General features: G+C 72.8%; 15 protein-coding genes. 13 read left to right on the top strand and 2 right to left on the bottom strand.

Annotated features, from left to right (window positions below):
* The first annotated feature begins 238 nt into the window (after positions 1–238).
* From ftsZ to ABEA04_RS14675, 13 genes are all read left to right on the top strand, one after another.
* A complete protein-coding gene (gene ftsZ / locus ABEA04_RS14735) occupies positions 239–1,459 on the top strand; it encodes a cell division protein FtsZ (protein ID WP_345460359.1) in 1,221 nt (406 codons plus the stop codon).
* A gap of 14 nt (positions 1,460–1,473) precedes the next feature.
* Positions 1,474–2,187 (top strand): purine nucleoside phosphorylase YfiH/LACC1 family protein, encoded by a 714-nt coding sequence (locus ABEA04_RS14730; protein WP_345459940.1) that lies wholly within the window; start codon positions 1,474–1,476, stop codon positions 2,185–2,187.
* Positions 2,184–2,888 (top strand): YggS family pyridoxal phosphate-dependent enzyme, encoded by a 705-nt coding sequence (locus tag ABEA04_RS14725; protein WP_345459937.1) that lies wholly within the window; start codon positions 2,184–2,186, stop codon positions 2,886–2,888. Before ABEA04_RS14730 ends, ABEA04_RS14725 begins: the two co-directional genes overlap by 4 nt.
* Positions 2,889–2,946: 58 nt before the next feature.
* Positions 2,947–3,522, top strand: coding sequence for a cell division protein SepF (locus ABEA04_RS14720; protein WP_345459934.1), 576 nt, complete (start codon positions 2,947–2,949; stop codon positions 3,520–3,522).
* 138 nt (positions 3,523–3,660) lie between these two features.
* A complete protein-coding gene (locus tag ABEA04_RS14715) occupies positions 3,661–3,954 on the top strand; it encodes a YggT family protein (protein ID WP_345460356.1) in 294 nt (97 codons plus the stop codon).
* A gap of 129 nt (positions 3,955–4,083) precedes the next feature.
* Complete coding sequence (locus ABEA04_RS14710; protein WP_345459931.1) at positions 4,084–4,875, top strand: DivIVA domain-containing protein; 792 nt, start codon at positions 4,084–4,086, stop codon at positions 4,873–4,875.
* Positions 4,876–5,181: 306 nt separating this feature from the next.
* Complete coding sequence (locus ABEA04_RS14705; protein ID WP_345459928.1) at positions 5,182–6,081, top strand: TraR/DksA family transcriptional regulator; 900 nt, start codon at positions 5,182–5,184, stop codon at positions 6,079–6,081.
* A complete protein-coding gene (lspA, locus tag ABEA04_RS14700; RefSeq protein WP_345459925.1) occupies positions 6,054–6,668 on the top strand; it encodes a signal peptidase II in 615 nt (204 codons plus the stop codon). The genes ABEA04_RS14705 and lspA overlap by 28 nt, the downstream gene beginning before the upstream one ends.
* Positions 6,669–6,675: 7 nt before the next feature.
* Positions 6,676–7,620 carry an RluA family pseudouridine synthase gene (locus ABEA04_RS14695; RefSeq protein ID WP_345459922.1) on the top strand — a complete coding sequence of 315 codons (945 nt, stop codon included), beginning with the start codon at positions 6,676–6,678 and terminating at the stop codon, positions 7,618–7,620.
* Entirely contained in the window at positions 7,607–8,116 is a 510-nt protein-coding gene (locus ABEA04_RS14690; RefSeq protein ID WP_345459919.1) for a GNAT family N-acetyltransferase, read from the top strand. Before ABEA04_RS14695 ends, ABEA04_RS14690 begins: the two co-directional genes overlap by 14 nt.
* Positions 8,117–8,285: 169 nt before the next feature.
* Positions 8,286–11,840, top strand: a complete 3,555-nt coding sequence (dnaE, locus tag ABEA04_RS14685; protein ID WP_345459916.1) for a DNA polymerase III subunit alpha — start codon at positions 8,286–8,288, stop codon at positions 11,838–11,840.
* On the top strand, positions 11,837–12,493 hold the full coding sequence (locus tag ABEA04_RS14680) for a hypothetical protein (protein ID WP_345459913.1): 657 nt from the start codon (positions 11,837–11,839) through the stop codon (positions 12,491–12,493). The genes dnaE and ABEA04_RS14680 overlap by 4 nt, the downstream gene beginning before the upstream one ends.
* 116 nt (positions 12,494–12,609) lie before the next feature.
* Positions 12,610–14,562, top strand: a complete 1,953-nt coding sequence (locus ABEA04_RS14675) for a DUF3352 domain-containing protein (RefSeq protein WP_345459910.1) — start codon at positions 12,610–12,612, stop codon at positions 14,560–14,562.
* A 23-nt stretch (positions 14,563–14,585) separates the two neighbouring features.
* Here the strand turns inward: ABEA04_RS14675 and ybaK are convergent, their stop codons facing one another.
* Positions 14,586–15,074, bottom strand: a complete 489-nt coding sequence (gene ybaK, locus ABEA04_RS14670; RefSeq protein ID WP_345459907.1) for a Cys-tRNA(Pro) deacylase — start codon at positions 15,072–15,074, stop codon at positions 14,586–14,588.
* A 329-nt stretch (positions 15,075–15,403) separates the two neighbouring features.
* Positions 15,404–16,069 carry an LON peptidase substrate-binding domain-containing protein gene (locus ABEA04_RS14665; RefSeq protein WP_345459904.1) on the bottom strand — a complete coding sequence of 222 codons (666 nt, stop codon included), beginning with the start codon at positions 16,067–16,069 and terminating at the stop codon, positions 15,404–15,406.
* Between the last annotated feature and the right edge of the window lie 47 nt (positions 16,070–16,116).

The raw sequence follows: 16,116 nt of genomic DNA, 5'->3' as shown, positions 1-16,116 counted from the left end.
CCGCACACCACGCGCGGAGGCTGCGGCGTGTCGCCACGAGATCGGACGTCGCCGTCCCTAGTGTCGTCAGCACGTCGAGGTTGACATAACTATAACCCTCAGCCTGAGGGTCAGTGTTCACCAGAGCGGCCGGCTTCCCCGGCGACCGACCGGCCCCTCGCCCGACGCGACCGCGGACCACCCCCAGCACGACTCCCAGCACCACCCCAGACACCCGAGAGACCCCGAGAGGTACGCCATCGTGGCTGCAGCACAGAACTACCTGGCCATCATCAAGGTCGTGGGCATCGGCGGCGGCGGCGTCAACGCCGTCAACCGGATGATCGAGGTCGGTCTGAAGGGCGTCGAGTTCATCGCCATCAACACCGACGCGCAGGCGCTGCTGATGAGCGACGCCGACGTCAAGCTCGACATCGGTCGCGAGCTCACCCGTGGCCTCGGCGCCGGCGCCAACCCCGGCACCGGCACGCAGGCCGCCGAGGACCACGCCGAGGAGATCGAGGAGGTCATCAAGGGCGCCGACATGGTGTTCGTGACCGCCGGCGAGGGCGGTGGCACCGGCACCGGGGGAGCCCCCGTCGTCGCGCGCATCGCCCGCTCGCTCGGCGCGCTGACCATCGGCGTCGTCACGCGGCCCTTCGCCTTCGAGGGACGCCGTCGCGCCACCTCCGCCGACGAGGGCATCGCGGCCCTGCGCGAGGAGGTCGACACCCTCATCGTCATCCCCAACGACCGGCTGCTCTCGATCAGCGACCGCAACGTCTCGGTGCTCGACGCCTTCAAGCAGGCCGACCAGGTGCTGCTGCAGGGCGTCTCGGGCATCACCGACCTGATCACCACCCCCGGCCTGATCAACCTCGACTTCGCCGACGTGAAGTCGGTCATGGCCAACGCCGGCTCGGCGCTCATGGGCATCGGCTCGGCCCGCGGCGACGACCGTGCCGTGGCCGCCGCCGAGATGGCCGTCAGCAGCCCGCTGCTCGAGGCGAGCATCGACGGCGCCTACGGCGTCCTGCTCTCGATCGCCGGTGGCTCCGACCTCGGCCTGTTCGAGATCAACGAGGCGGCCGCGCTGGTCTCCGACTCCGCGCACCCCGACGCCAACATCATCTTCGGCGCCACCATCGACGACGCCCTCGGCGACGAGGTGCGGGTCACCGTCATCGCCGCCGGCTTCGACGGCGGTCAGCCCAAGCGTCGCGAGGAGGGTGCCTCGCTGCGGGCGCAGCGCACCGCGCCCGCCCCGCAGACCCGCCAGCAGGAGGCGCCGGCCGTGGCCGAGCGTCGCCCCGCTCCGGCAGCGGCGCCGTCGTCGCAGTCCGCGCCGGCTCAGCCCGCCCCCTCCGCCGGCCCGGCCCCCACGGCCCCGCCGGCCGGTGAGAGCCGGCCCGCCCCGGCGCGCGCCACCCAGGTCGTCTTCGACGACGACGACCTCGACATCCCCGACTTCCTCAAGTAGGGCACGCTTCCAGGGTGTTCTGGTTCCGCGAGTCCCACGACCCAGCTCACCCGGGCCGGCCGGCGCACGTCGCCTTCACCGACGCCGAGCTCGACCTGCAGGGCCTGCGCCCCGGCTTCCCCGGGGCGCTGGCCGCGGTCGAGCAGGCGTGCGGCGTCGGGTTCGCGCGCATGAGCCAGGTGCACGGCGACGTGGTGGTCGAGGTCGAGGAGCCGATGTCCGACCCGACGTTCCGCACGCCGTCGTGCGACGCGCTGCTCACCACGACCCCCGGGGTCGGCCTGATGGTGCGGGCCGCCGACTGCGTGCCCCTCGTGCTCGCCGGGGACGGCGTCGTCGCGGCCGCCCACGCCGGCCGCCCCGGGGTCGTCGTCGACGTCACCACCCGCACCGTCGAGGCGATGGCCGCGCACGGTGCCGACCCGGCCCGGCTCACCGCCTGGGTCGGTCCGCACGTGTGCGGGGCCTGCTACGAGGTGCCCGAGCAGATGCGCGACGACGTCGCGGCCACCGTGCCCGAGACCCGGGCCGAGACGTCGTGGGGCACCCCGTCGGTCGACATCGGCGCCGGCGTGCGCGCCCAGCTCGCCCGGGCCGGCGTCACCGACGTCCGCGAGGTCGGCGGCTGCACCCGCGAGGAGCCCCGGCTGCACTCCTACCGGCGCGACGGCACCACCTCCGGGCGGCACGCCGGGCTGGTCTGGCTCGACGCCGGGGACGCGCGATGAGCGAGCGCGGCGAGGAGGTCGCCGCCCGGCTCGCCGAGGTGCGCGGGCGCATCGCCCGCGCCTGCGGCACCGTCGGCCGCGACCCCGACGAGGTGACGCTCGTGGTGGTCACTAAGTACTTCCCGGCCGCCGACGTGCGCATCCTCGCCGACCTCGGCGTCCGCGACGTCGGCGAGAACCGCCACCAGGAGGCGAGCGAGAAGGCCGCCGAGTGCGCCGACCTCGGGCTCGCGTGGCACTTCATCGGCGGACTGCAGAGCAACAAGGCCGCCGCGGTGGCCGGTTACTGCGACGTCGTCGAGTCGGTCGACCGCGTCAAGCTGGTGAACGGCCTGCAGCGCGGCGCGCACGAGCGCTCGCACCCGCTCGACGTCCTGCTGCAGGTCAGCCTCGACCCGCCCGAGCAGGCCGAGAACCGCAGCGGCGTCGAGCCCGCCGACCTCGAGCCGCTCGCGCGCGCCGTCGAGGACGCCGGCATGCTCCGGCTGCGGGGCCTGATGGCCGTCGCGCCGCTCGACCACGACCCCGCGGAGGCCTTCGACCGGCTGGCCGCGATCCACCGCGACCTGCTCGCGGTGCACCCCGGCGCCGACCTGCTCTCGGCCGGCATGAGCGGCGACCTCGAGGCCGCGGTCGAGCGCGGCGCGACACACGTGCGCGTCGGGTCCGCGGTCCTCGGTTCGAGGCCTCGGGTCAAGTAGTGTCCGAACCGGTCCAGCAGGTCTCGGACCGCGACGAGTCAACGGAGAGTGGAGTGCCATGAGCGGGGCGATGCGCAGGATCGGTGAGTACCTCGGCCTGCTCGAGGACACCGGTCGCTACGACGAGTACGACGACTACGACCGCGCCTACGACGACCCGCAGCACCAGACGCACGAGACCGAGCCGGTGGGCCGTGCGGCCGAGCGGCCCGTCGAGCGCAAGGAGACCCGTCGCGAGCGCCGCGAGGAGCGTCCGGCCGCCCCGGTCGCCCACCTCGACGAGCGCCGCCGCGGCCCCGTCGCCGCCGTCCCCGCCGCCGCCCCGGTGCCGCAGGCCCACGACGTCGCCGAGCTCTCCCGCATCACCACGCTGCACCCGCGCACCTACAACGAGGCCCGCGTCGTCGGCGAGCACTTCCGCGACGGCATCCCGGTGATCATGAACCTCACCGAGATGGACGACAACGACGCCAAGCGTCTCGTCGACTTCGCCGCCGGCCTGGTCTTCGCCACCCGCGGCACCATCGAGCGCATCACCAACAAGGTCTTCCTGCTCTCGCCGGCCAACGTCACGGTCGCCGCCGAGGACAAGCAGCGCATCGCCGAGGGTGGCGGGTTCTTCAACCAGAGCTGACCCCGGCGCCGCGCGGCCCCCGGGCCGTCGTCCCGCTGCCGTTGGGTCGGCTGGGTCCGCCCGCCTATCCTCGGGGACGCCGGGCGCGCACCGCTCGCACCGGCCGCACCGTTCGTTCCCGAGACCCAGGACACCGTCATCGTCGCGCTCCAGATCCTCTACGCACTGCTGTGGGTCTTCATCGGCTGCCTGTGGGTGCGCTTCATCGTCGACTGGGTGCAGGTCTTCGCTCGGTCGTGGAGCCCCCACGGCGTGCTGCTGGTGGTGCTCGAGGGCGTCTACACCGTCTGTGACCCGCCGATCAAGGCGCTGCGTCGCGTCATCCCGCCGCTGCGCCTGGGCAACTTCGCCCTCGACCTCAGCTTCCTGATCGTCTTCATCAGCGCCTACGTGGTCGTCACGATCGTCGGCCGCCAGCTCGCGGGAGCCTGATCAGGGCTGAGGAGCCCGACCCACCCGTCAGGCGCTAAGGTGCTCGGGACGCATCAGCGTCACCAGGCGCACCACGTCTGCACCCCCGAGTCGCCACCCGCACCAACTGACGAAGAATCGAGTGAAGTCATGCCGTTGACGCCCGAGGACGTGAGCAACAAGCGCTTCACGCCCGTCCGGCTCCGCGAGGGCTACGACATGAGCGAGGTCGACCAGTTCCTCGACGAGGTCGAGGCCGAGCTCGCCCGGCTGACCCGCGAGAACGACGACCTGCGGACCAAGCTGTCCGCGGCCCAGTCCGGCCAGTCGGGTCCCTCGAGCCAGGGCGCGCCGTCCGGCTTCTCGCAGCCGTCGCAGCCCGAGCCGACCCCGCCCGTGATGGAGAAGCCCGAGCCGCCCCCGACCGCGCCCGTGCCGGTCGCGGCCGCCGCCCCGGCGGCCCCGTCGGCCGGCAACGAGATCCAGACCATCCGCGTCGAGACGGTCCCCGAGGCCTCCAACGCCGCGGCGCGTCTGCTCGAGATCGCCACGCGCAACGCCGACGAGCTCGTCGAGGACGCCAAGAACGAGGCCGACCGCATCATCGGCGAGGCCCGCACCAAGGCCGAGCGCCTCGACGTCGAGTCCAAGGGTCGTGCCGACCGGGTCGAGTCCGACGCCCGCACCCGCGCGCAGATGCTCGACGCCGAGACCGCCGAGCGCCGCACGCAGCTGTTCGGCGACCTCGAGAAGGAGCGCGACAAGCTCAGCGTCGAGGTCGAGAACCTGCGCTCCTTCGAGCGCGAGTACCGCTCGCGGCTCAAGAGCTACTTCACCCAGCAGCTCGAGGCGCTCAACGGCGCCGGCGACGCCGAGCCGCCCCGCGAGGAGGTCGCGGCGCCCAAGCGCCTGCGCTCCATCCTCGGCGAGGAGGAGGGCTGAGCCCCAGCCCCACGAACCATCGACGACGGCCACCCCGGTCCCGGGGTGGCCGTCGTCGCGTCTGGCGGCCCGACGGACCCTGACCCCGTCGATGGGCAGCCAGCCCGACGGACCCTGACGCTATCGATGGGCAGCCAGCCCGACGGGCCCTGAGCCTGTCGATGGGTAGCCAGCCCGACGGGCCCTGAGCCTGTCGAAGGGACGCGTGCGGGGTGCCGCACCGACGTGGGCCTCCCGAGCCGCTACCGTGCGTGCCGTCCGAGCCGCGCACCGTGGCGTGGTCGGGGAGACGGAGGCCGAGCGCCGATGGTCCGCACCAGCACCCGCAAGCTCGCCCAGGGCGTGCGCAAGGCCCTGTCCACCGCCAAGAAGGCCGTCCCGGGCACGAAGGCGGCCCCGGCCGAGACGACGCCGGCGACGAAGGCGACGCCCGCGAAGAAGGCGACGCCGGCCAAGAAGGCCACTTCGGCGAAGAAGGCGACGCCGGCGAAGAAGGCCACTTCGGCGAAGAAGGCGACCTCGGCGAAGAAGGCGACGCCCGCGAAGAAGGCCACCTCGGCGAAGAAGGCGACGCCGGCGAAGAAGGCGACACCGGCCACGAAGGCGACGCCGGCCAAGAAGGCGACACCGGCCAAGAAGGCCACGCCTGCGAAGACGACGTCCGCCAAGAAGGTGACGTCGGCCAAGAAGGCGATGTCGGCCAAGAAAGCGACGCCCGCGAAGAAGGCGACGCCGGCCACGAAGGCCACGCCCGCGAAGAAGGCCACGCCCGCCAAGAAGGCCGCGCCCGCCGCGGCGAGGAAGGCCGCCCCCAGCGCGCTCGTCGTCGGCGCGGGGGAAACGGCCTGGACCAAGGCCGAGCTCGACGAGGTGCTGACCGAGCTCCACGAGCAGCGCGCCCACAGCAGCGAGATCGTCACCGGCATCGAGAACGAGCTCACCGGCCTGCTGCGCGACGCCGGCGACGGCGCCGGGCAGGACCAGGCCGACCTCGGCGCGGCCACCTTCGAGCGCGACCACGAGCTCACCGTGCTCACCAACGAGCGCGACAAGGTGGCCCAGATCGACCGGGCCCTGGCGCGCATCGACGACGGCACCTACGGGGTCTGCGAGTCGTGCGGTGACCCCATCGGGAAGATGCGGGTCATGGCCTTCCCGCGTGCCACACTCTGCATGACATGCAAGCAGCGCGAGGAACGCCGGTAGCCCAGCCCGGCACGTCCCGCCGGCTGCTGGTGCTCTTCGCGGCCGTCGCCCTCGTGGCGTACGCCGCCGACCAGGTCTCGAAGGTCGTCGCCACGCGCACCCTCGACGGGCGGCCCGACGTCCAGGTCGTCGGCGAGCTGCTGCAGCTGCACCTGACCTTCAACCCCGGCGCGGCGTTCAGCACCGGCACCGGGATCACGCCGGTCATCACCGTCATCGCGATCCTGGCCACCCTCGGCGTCCTCTGGTACGTCCGCCGGGTCGGCAGCGCGCTCTGGGCCGTCGCGCTCGGCGTCCTGCTGGCCGGCGTCGCGGGCAACCTCACCGACCGGCTGCTGCGCGAGCCCGGCCCGTTCCGCGGCCACGTGGTCGACTTCCTGATGCTGCCGAACTGGCCGGTCTTCAACATCGCCGACGTGTGCATCAACGTCGCCGCCGTGCTGATCATCGTGCAGGCCTTCCGCGGCGTCCGCATCGACGGCACCCGCGAGGGGCAGCCCGACGACGAGGCCGACGCCGACGGCGAGGCGGCCGGCACCGACGACCCGGCCGACCGGCCCGCCCCGGCCGAGGAGCGGGCGGAGTGAGCCAGGCGTGAGCAGCCACGACGTCGGCGAGCACCGCACCCTGTTCGTCCCCGACGGGCTGGCGGGGGAGCGGGTCGACGCCGCCATGGCCCGCATGCTCGGCCTCTCGCGCACCCGCAGTGCCGAGCTGATCTCGCGCGGCCTCGTGCGGCTCGACGGCGCCGAGGTCGGCAAGAGCGACCGGGTGCTGCCGGGCGGCGTCCTCGAGGTGACGATCCCGGTCGAGTCCGACCCGCTCGACGTCGTCCCCGAGGTCGTCGAGGGCATCGGGATCCTGCACGACGACGACTCGATCGTGGTGATCGACAAGCCGGTCGGCGTCGCCGTCCACCCCTCGCCGGGCTGGTCGGGCCCCACCGTCGTCGGTCACCTCGCCGGCGCGGGCTTCCGCATCGCCACGAGCGGCGCGTCCGAGCGGCAGGGCATCGTGCAGCGCCTCGACGTCGGCACGTCGGGCGTGATGGTGATCGCGAAGTCCGAGCACGCCTACTCGGTGCTCAAGGACGCCTTCCGCGAGCGGACGGTCGACAAGATCTACCACGCGCTCGTGCAGGGCCACCCCGACCCGCTCGAGGGCACCGTCGACGCCCCCATCGCCCGGCATCCCGGGGCCGACCACCGCTTCGCGGTCCGCGAGGGCGGGCGGCCCAGCGTCACGCACTACGAGACCCTCGAGGCGCACCGGTTCGCCAGCCTCCTCGAGATCCACCTCGAGACCGGTCGCACCCACCAGATCCGGGTGCACATGTCGGCGCTGCGCCACCCGTGCGTCGGCGACCTCACCTACGGTGCCGACCCCACCATCGCCCGCCGCTTCGGCGTCACGCGGCAGTGGCTGCACGCCGTCCGGCTCGGCTTCGAGCACCCCGACACCGGCGCCCACGTGAGCTTCGAGTCGCCCTACCCCGACGACCTCGCCCGCTCGCTGGAGGCGGTGCGTGAGGCCACCTGAGCCGGACGCCGACCCCGGTTCCGACCCCGACACCGGACAGGTCGTCGTGCGGCCCGCCACCGTGGCCGACCTGCCCGCCGTCTCGCGGGTGCACCTCGCGAGCCGGGCCGCGGCCCCGATGCCGCCGAGCGTGCACGACGACAGCGAGCACCTGCCCTTCCTCATCGGGCGGCTCGAGGCCGGCGAGGAGCTCTGGGTGGCCGAGGACGACGGCGACCCCGGCGGCGTCGTCGCCTACGTGCGCCTGACCGACACCTGGCTCGACGACCTGTACGTCGCCCCGCACCGCGCCGGCCAGGGGCTCGGCTCGATGCTGCTCGACCTCGCCAAGGCCCGCCGCCCGTCCGGATTCAGCCTGTGGGTCTTCGAGTCCAACGCCCCCGCCCGCGCCTTCTACGCCCGCCACGGCCTCCTCGAGCGCGAGCACACCGACGGCGCCGAGAACGAGGAGCACGAGCCCGACCTCCGCATGGAGTGGCCGGGCGCCACCGCCTGACCCCGGCCCGGCCGGCGTCGGCGGACTGTCAGTGCGTCCTGCCACCATCGGGCCACCGGCTCGCGTAGGCTGACGGCCTTCCCCCAGAAGGTCGCCCGTCCGCCGCTCCATCGCAGCCGGGTCCACTGCCGCACGTCCGCAACCCGACCCGAGGGAGACCGCACCAGCGATGTCGCACGGCTCCGGATCCAGCTCCTTCGCCCACCTGCACGTCCACACCGAGTACTCGATGCTCGACGGGGCGGCTCGGCTCAAGGCGCTGACCCAGCGGGCCGCCGAGCTCGGGCAGCCGGCGGTCGCCATGACCGACCACGGCAACGTCTTCGGCGCCTACGAGTTCTACCGGCTCGCGCGTGCCGCCGGGGTCAAGCCGATCATCGGCATCGAGGCCTACATGGCCCCCAACATCAGCCGCTTCGAGCGCAAGCGCGTGAACTTCTACGACGGCGGCCCCGACGACGTCTCCTCGCGCGGTGCCTACACGCACATGACGCTGCTCTCCGAGACCACCGAGGGCATGCACAACCTGTTCCGGCTCTCCACCGGGGCCTGGCGCGACGGCTTCTTCCAGCACCCGCGCGCCGACCGCGAGCTGCTGGCCACCCACGCCCGCGGCCTCATCGGCACCACCGGCTGCCCCTCGGGCGAGGTGCAGGTGCACCTGCGCTACGGCAACTACGCCGCCGCCCGCCAGGCCGCCGGCGACTTCCAGGACATCCTCGGCCGCGAGAACTACTTCCTCGAGCTGATGGACCACGGCCTCGACATCGAGCGCCGCGTGCGCGACGGGCTGCTGCGTCTCGCCGACGACCTCCGCATCCCGCTGCTGGCCACCAACGACAGCCACTACGTGATGCGCGAGGACGCGCCGTCCCAGGAGCACCTGCTCTGCATCAACTCCGGCTCGACGATGGACATCCCGGCCGGCGACGGCCCCGGGCAGCGGTTCGCCTTCTCCGGTGACGGCTACTACCTGAAGTCGGCCGAGGAGATGCGCCACATCTGGCGCGACCACCCCGAGGCCTGCGACAACACGCTGCTGATCGCCGAGCGGTGCGACGTCTCCTTCACCGAGGGCAGCGGCACCTTCATGCCCCGCTTCCCCTGCCCCGAGGGCGAGAACGAGGACTCCTGGCTGGTCAAGGAGGTCGAGACCGGGCTGCGCGCGCGCTACCCCGGCGGCGTGCCCGACGACGTCCGCCGGCGTGCCGACTTCGAGATCGGCGTCATCACGAAGATGGGGTTCTCCGGCTACTTCCTCGTGGTCGCCGACTTCATCAACTGGGCCAAGAACAACGGCATCCGCGTCGGCCCGGGCCGCGGCTCCGGCGCGGGCTCGATGGTCGCCTACGCGATGCGCATCACCGACCTCGACCCGATCGAGCACGGCCTGATCTTCGAGCGGTTCCTCAACCCCGACCGCGTCTCGATGCCCGACTTCGACATCGACTTCGACGAGCGTCGTCGCAGCGAGGTCATCCGCTACGTCACCGACAAGTACGGCGACGACCGGGTCTCCTACATCGTCACCTACGGCACCATCAAGGCCAAGCAGGCCGTCAAGGACTCCTCGCGCATCCTGGCCTACCCCTTCGCGATGGGCGACCGCATCACCAAGGCCATGCCGGCCTCGGTGATGGGCAAGGACGTCCCGCTGCGCGACATCTTCGACCCCGCCCACAAGCGCTACGGCGAGGGCGGCGAGTTCCGTGCGCTCTACGACGGCGACCACGACGTCAAGAAGGTCGTCGACACCGCCATGGGCATCGAGGGGCTCAAGCGGCAGTGGGGCGTGCACGCGGCCGGCGTGATCATGAGCAGCGAGCCGCTGCTCGACATCATCCCGATGCTCAAGCGTCCCGCCGACGGCGCGATGATCACCCAGTTCGACTACCCCACCTGTGAGGGCCTCGGCCTGATCAAGATGGACTTCCTCGGCCTGCGCAACCTCACCGTCCTCGACGACGCGCTGCGCAACATCGAGGCCAACCGGGGCGAGACCGTCGTCCTCGAACAGCTGCCGCTCGACGACGAGGCCACCTACGGGCTGCTGCAGCGCGGCGACACGCTCGGCGTCTTCCAGCTGGACGGCGGCCCCATGCGCGCCCTGCTGCGCTCGATGCGCCCCGACACCTTCGAGGACATCTCCGCGGTCGGCGCGCTCTACCGCCCCGGCCCGATGGGCGCCGACTCGCACAACAAGTACGCGCGCCGCAAGACCGGCCGCGAGCCCGTCGAGGCGATCCACCCCGAGCTGGCCGAGCCGCTGGCCGACGTCCTGGGCGAGACCTACGGCCTGATCGTCTATCAGGAGCAGGTCATGGCCATCGCCCAGAAGCTGGCGGGCTACAGCCTCGGACAGGCCGACATCCTGCGTCGCGCGATGGGCAAGAAGAAGAAGGAGGAGCTCGACAAGCAGTACGAGGGCTTCTCCGGCGGCATGCGCGAGCGCGGCTACTCACCGGCCGCGATCAAGACGCTGTGGGACATCCTGCTGCCGTTCTCCGACTACGCCTTCAACAAGGCGCACTCGGCCGCCTACGGGCTGGTCTCCTACTGGACGGCCTACCTCAAGGCCAACTACCCGGCCGAGTACATGGCGGCGCTGCTGACCTCCACGCGCGACGACAAGGACAAGTCGGCGATCTACCTCAACGAGTGCCGCCGCATGAAGATCCAGGTGCTGCCGCCCGACGTCAACGAGTCGGCCGCCGACTTCACGCCCGTCGGCCGCGACATCCGCTTCGGGCTCACCGCGGTGCGCAACGTCGGCGCCAACGTCGTCGACCTCATCGTCTCCGCGCGCACCGAGCGCGGGCGCTACGAGGACTTCAACGACTTCATGGATAAGGTCCCGCTGCAGGCGTGCAACAAGCGGGTCATCGACTCCCTCGCGCGGGCCGGCGCCTTCGACGACATGAAGCACCGCCGGCGCGCGATCGTGGCCATCGTCGACGACGCCGTCGACCGCTTCGTCGACGCGAAGAAGAACACCGAGGGCGGTCAGGACTCGATGTTCGACCTGCTCGACGCCGCCGACGTCGGGGGAGCGGGCACCCACGTCGAGGTCCCCGACATCGAGGAGTGGGACAAGATGACGCTCCTGGGCCACGAGCGCGACATGCTCGGCCTCTACGTCTCCGACCACCCGCTGCTCGGCCTCGAGCACGTGCTCTCGGCCGGCACCGACTGCACCATCGGCCAGCTGATGCTCGACGAGGAGCGCGCCGACGGCTCCTCGATCACCATCAGCGGCCTGGTCACCTCGGTGCAGCGCAAGATCACCAAGCGCGGCGACGCGTGGGCGATGGTGACGCTGGAGGACCTCGACGGCGCCATCGACGTCCTGCTGTTCCCCAGCTCCTACCAGCTGGCCAGCCCCCACCTGGTCGAGGACGCCATCCTCACCGTCAAGGGCCGTCTCTCGCGCAGCAAGGACCAGCCCGAGATCCACGGCCAGGAGGTCTCGGTGCCCGACCTCAGCGCGGGCACGAGCGGGCCGGTGACGATCAGCCTGCCGTCGACCCGGTGCACCGCGCCGGTCATCGAGCAGCTGCGCGACGTGCTCGCCACCCACCCCGGCATGAGCGAGGTGCGGCTGCGGCTGCTCTCGCGCCAGGCCACCAAGGTGATGCGCCTCGACGACCGGCTGCGGGTGACCCCGAGCCCTGCGCTGTTCGCCGACTTGAAGCAGCTGCTCGGACCGGGTTGTCTGGCCGGATGACGACCGCCCACGCCGCGGCCCGGCAGCGGCCCTCGTGGGCGGCCGTCCGCCCGCACCTCGCCCGGGTCCCCTGGCGCGGGTCCCTCGTCGAGGCGGCCGTCGTGCTGCTGGTCTTCGCCGCGGTCGCCGTCGGTGCCGCGTGGCTGTGGCACCGGCTGGCCAACCCGGCCGACGGCACCGTCCTCGACGGTCGGTGGGTCGAGTCGGGCCGGGTGCAGGGCGACTTCCTCGTCCTCGACTTCGACGACCTGCGCGGGTCCTTCGGCATCGTCGGCTGGTACGCCGTCATCGGCCTGGTCGGCGGCGTGCTGCTCGGCACGCTCGCCGCCCTGGCCTGCCGCCGGTCCGAGCTCGTCACCCTGGTCGCGGTCGCGGCGGGCAGCGTGCTCGCCGCCTACGTGTGCCTGAAGGTCGGCGGTGCGCTCGGCCCGGCCGACCCGAACCAGCTGGCGGCGACCGCCGACCCGCTCACCGTGCTGCCCGGCCGGCTCGGCTTCGACGACCACGCGCCCCTGGTCGTCTGGCCGCTCGGTGCGCTGCTCGGCCTCGCCCTGACCTACCTGCTGACCACCGGTGTCGACGCCGGCAAGCAGGAGCTCGAGCGGCTCGAGGGCGACGACCGCCGATGGTTGAGCCGGAACCCCGCCGGGTAAAGACGCGTCGAAGGAACAGCACCACAGCCTGGAACGTACGATCGCGCCGCGCGGCCGATCGGGCGGTCGGCTGATCGGTGCCAGCCTCGCCCAGACCGTCCACACCGGGAGACCCCATGTCGAGCAACCAGCCCCCCAGCGGCCCCCCGAACCAGCCCCCCGGCCCGCCGCCCCAGCAGCCTCCCCACGCGCAGGGTCCCGGCGCCGACCAGACCGTCGGCCCGTGGGGCACCTCGCCCCAGCAGGCCCCGAACTACGGCCCGCCCCCGGGCTACCGCCCGCCCGAGGTGCTCGAGAGCGGCGCCGGCGGCCCGATGCCGCCGCCGGGTCACCCGACGCAGGGCGGCACGGGCGGCGGCCGCCGCAAGGCGATCCTCGCCGGCGGCACCGTCGTGGGCGTCGCGGCCCTCGCCGGCGGCGCCTTCGCGGTCTACAGCACCTTCTTCGCCACCGGCGCGCAGCCGGCCGAGGCCCTGCCGGCCAGCACACTCGGCTACATCAGCATCGACCTGAAGCCGAGCGGCGACCAGCAGATCGAGGCCCTCGACACCCTCAACAAGTTCCCGGCCTTCGCCGAGCAGGTCGACCTCGGCTCCGACGACGACGTCCGCGAGTACGTCTTCGACATGGCCCAGAGCGACGGCGGCCTCTGCCCCGACGTCTCGTGGGGCGACGACATCGAGCCGTGGCTCGGTGACCGCCTCGGGGTCGCGGCCGTCGACCTCGGCGAGAAGGACGACGACGGCAACCCGGTGCCCACGGTGGTGGGCGTCGTCCAGGTCAAGGACGCCGACGCGGCCGAGGACGGCCTCGCCGCGCTGCGCGACTGCGCGGCCGGCCCCGACGTCACCACCAGCGGCCCCTCCGAGGCGGAGGGCTCCGACGCGCCGGCCGAGGAGCCGGCGACGTCGTCCGAGGCCGGCGGCTGGGTGATCGAGGGCGACTGGGCCGTCGTCGCCGAGACCGAGGACCTCGCGCAGCAGGTCGTCGACGCGGCCGAGGACGAGCCGCTCTCCGACACCGACGCCTACCAGAAGTGGACCGACGCGGTCGGCGACGCGGGCATCGTCAACGCCTACGCCTCGCCCGAGGCCGGCACCTTCATCGCCGACACCTTCGCCCGCAGCGTCTCGCTGACCGACTACGCCTGCGCCGAGACGATCGAGCCCGCCCCCGCGCCGGGCAGCGAGTCCGACTCCGGGCTGCCCGACGAGTCCGACCTGGGCTGCGAGGGCCCCGACACCAGCGCCACGGACGCCACCACCGAGCAGGTCGAGAAGATGTTCGCCGACTTCGACGGCGCGGCCATGACGGTGCGCTTCGAGGACGGCGGGCTCGAGCTCGAGACGGCGTCCAACGTCGACTTCGGCGGCCTCGGCGAGCTCTACGCGACCGACCGCGGCGACGACGTCGTCTCGACGCTGCCCTCCGACACCGCGATCGCCTTCGGCCTCGGCTTCGAGGACGGCTGGTTCGGCGAGATCACCGACTACGTCGCCAGCTTCAGCGGCGGCATGGTCGACATCGACGAGGCGCTGGCCCAGATCGAGACCGAGACCGGCCTGTCGCTGCCCGAGGACGCCGAGACGCTCGCCGGCGACTCCGCGGCGTTCGCGCTGAACGGGTCCACCGACTTCGCGGCGGCGAACAGCGACCCGAGCGCCGTGCTCGGCGGCATCAAGGTGCAGGGCGACCCCGACAGCATCGAGGCCGTCGTCGACAAGCTGCTCGGCAACCCGAGCACCCCGGCCGAGCTCAAGGACATGCTCAGCGTGCAGTCCGACGACGACACCGTCGCGGCCGGCTTCAACGAGGACTACGTGACCCAGCTGCTCGAGGACGGCGACCTCGGCGACTCCGAGAAGTACCAGGACGTCGTGGAGGAGTCCGGCGACGCCGCCGGTGTGCTGTTCGTCGACTTCGACGCCGACGGCTGGCTCGACCGCCTCGTGGCCGAGTCGGGCGACCAGGAGGTCATCGACAACGTCAAGCCGCTGAGCGCGCTGGGCTGGTCGGTGTGGTCGGACGACGACGTCGCCCACAGCCGGCTGCGGGTCACCTTCGACTGAGCCGCCGCAACACCTTCACACCCTCACGACCGGCCGATCCGGGCCGTGGTCGCCTCGGCGACCGCGACCAGGTCGGCCGGTCGCAGCTCGAGGTCGAGCCCGCGTCGACCCCCCGAGACGAGCACCGTCTCGAACTCGAGCGCGCCGGCGTCGACGACGGTGGGGTGGCGGCGCCGCTGGCCCAGGGGGCTGATGCCGCCGACCACGTAGCCGGTGGCGCGCTCGGCGTCGGTCGGGTCGGCCATCGCCGCCTTGCGGCCGCCGACGGCGCGCGCGAGGGCCTTGAGGTCGAGCTGGCCGGTGACGGGCACGACGGCCACGGTCAGGACGCCGTCCACCTCGGCGAGCAGGGTCTTGAACACCCGCGCCGGGTCGGCCCCCAGCGCCTGCGCCGCCTCCAGCCCGTAGGACTCCGCCCGCGGGTCGTGGTCGTACTCGCGCAGCTCGAACGCCACCCCGGCCCGCGTCAGCGCCACCGTCGCCGGCGTCCCCCCGGCCTTCTTCTTCGCCACGCCCCCATCCTCCACCGCCGTCTGACCTACGAGGTCTCGAGGCTCGGCCGTGGCCGGCCTCGCACCTCGACCACCGTGTGGCCGGCCCGACGATGGTCGAGGTGCGAGGAGCCCCGGCGACGAGCCTCGAGACCTCCAGCCGTCCTCGCGGACGTCGGCCCAGGACCCACGCCGTCGCTGGCGCCCCGACCACAGCAGCACCCGACCACAGGGCGCACGGAGCGGAGGGGCGGCGCGAGTGTCGGCCCCCTCGCCAGACCAGACCGGCGGCAGCGATGGCGGCTGCTCGCGAGGGGGCGGCACCCGCCGCCCCGCAGCGACCAGACAGCTCAGTTGGGTGACCAGCGGGTGCGGGCGACCTCGGTGGCGGGCAGCGAGGGGATGACGTTCATCGCGCGCAGCTCGGAGCGCAGCAGCGAGGTGACGAGGGTGAGGCGTTCGGAGGCGTCGTCGGCCTCGAGCAGCGCCTGCCGCTCGTGGAGGGGGAGCGGGGCGCAGGCGGCGAGGGTCCACGACAGGTAGCCGGGGTCGCGGGGGAGCGTGCCCTCGTAGGGGTCGGCGCGGATGTCGGCGAGCACCTGGCGGTAGGCGGTGAAGACGGCCCGGGCGCGCTCGAGGACGTCGTCCGGCACGTGCCCCTCGGGCTCGGGCCGCTCGGTGACGTGGCCGACGGGGAACGGGCCGGAGGTGTCGAGGCGGTCGAGCTGGATGCGGCTGACGCCGACGGCCACCACGTCGAAGGTGCCGTCGGCGTGCGACTCGACCTCGGTGAGCAGCACCTTGCAGCCGACGCGGAACAGCGACTGCGCGCCGTGCTCGCCGACCTCGTAGCCCTCGCGGATGCCGACGGAGCCGAAGAACCGCTCGGCCGGGTCCTCGACCCGCAGCAGGTGGTGCACCAGCGCGCGGTAGCGGTCCTCGAAGACCCGCAGCGGCACGCTGAGGCCGGGGAAGAGCACCGAGCCCAGGGGGAACATCGGCAGCTGCTCGCTCACGCTGCCAACCTATGCCACCGCCGACCACCCGTCGGGCGGGCCGTCGG

Source organism: Nocardioides marinquilinus (assembly GCF_039543705.1).
Classification (GTDB): Bacteria; Actinomycetota; Actinomycetes; order Propionibacteriales; family Nocardioidaceae; genus Nocardioides; species Nocardioides marinquilinus.
The sequence above is the reverse complement of the archived record's forward strand: the minus strand, read 5'-3'. Positions and strand labels throughout refer to the sequence as shown.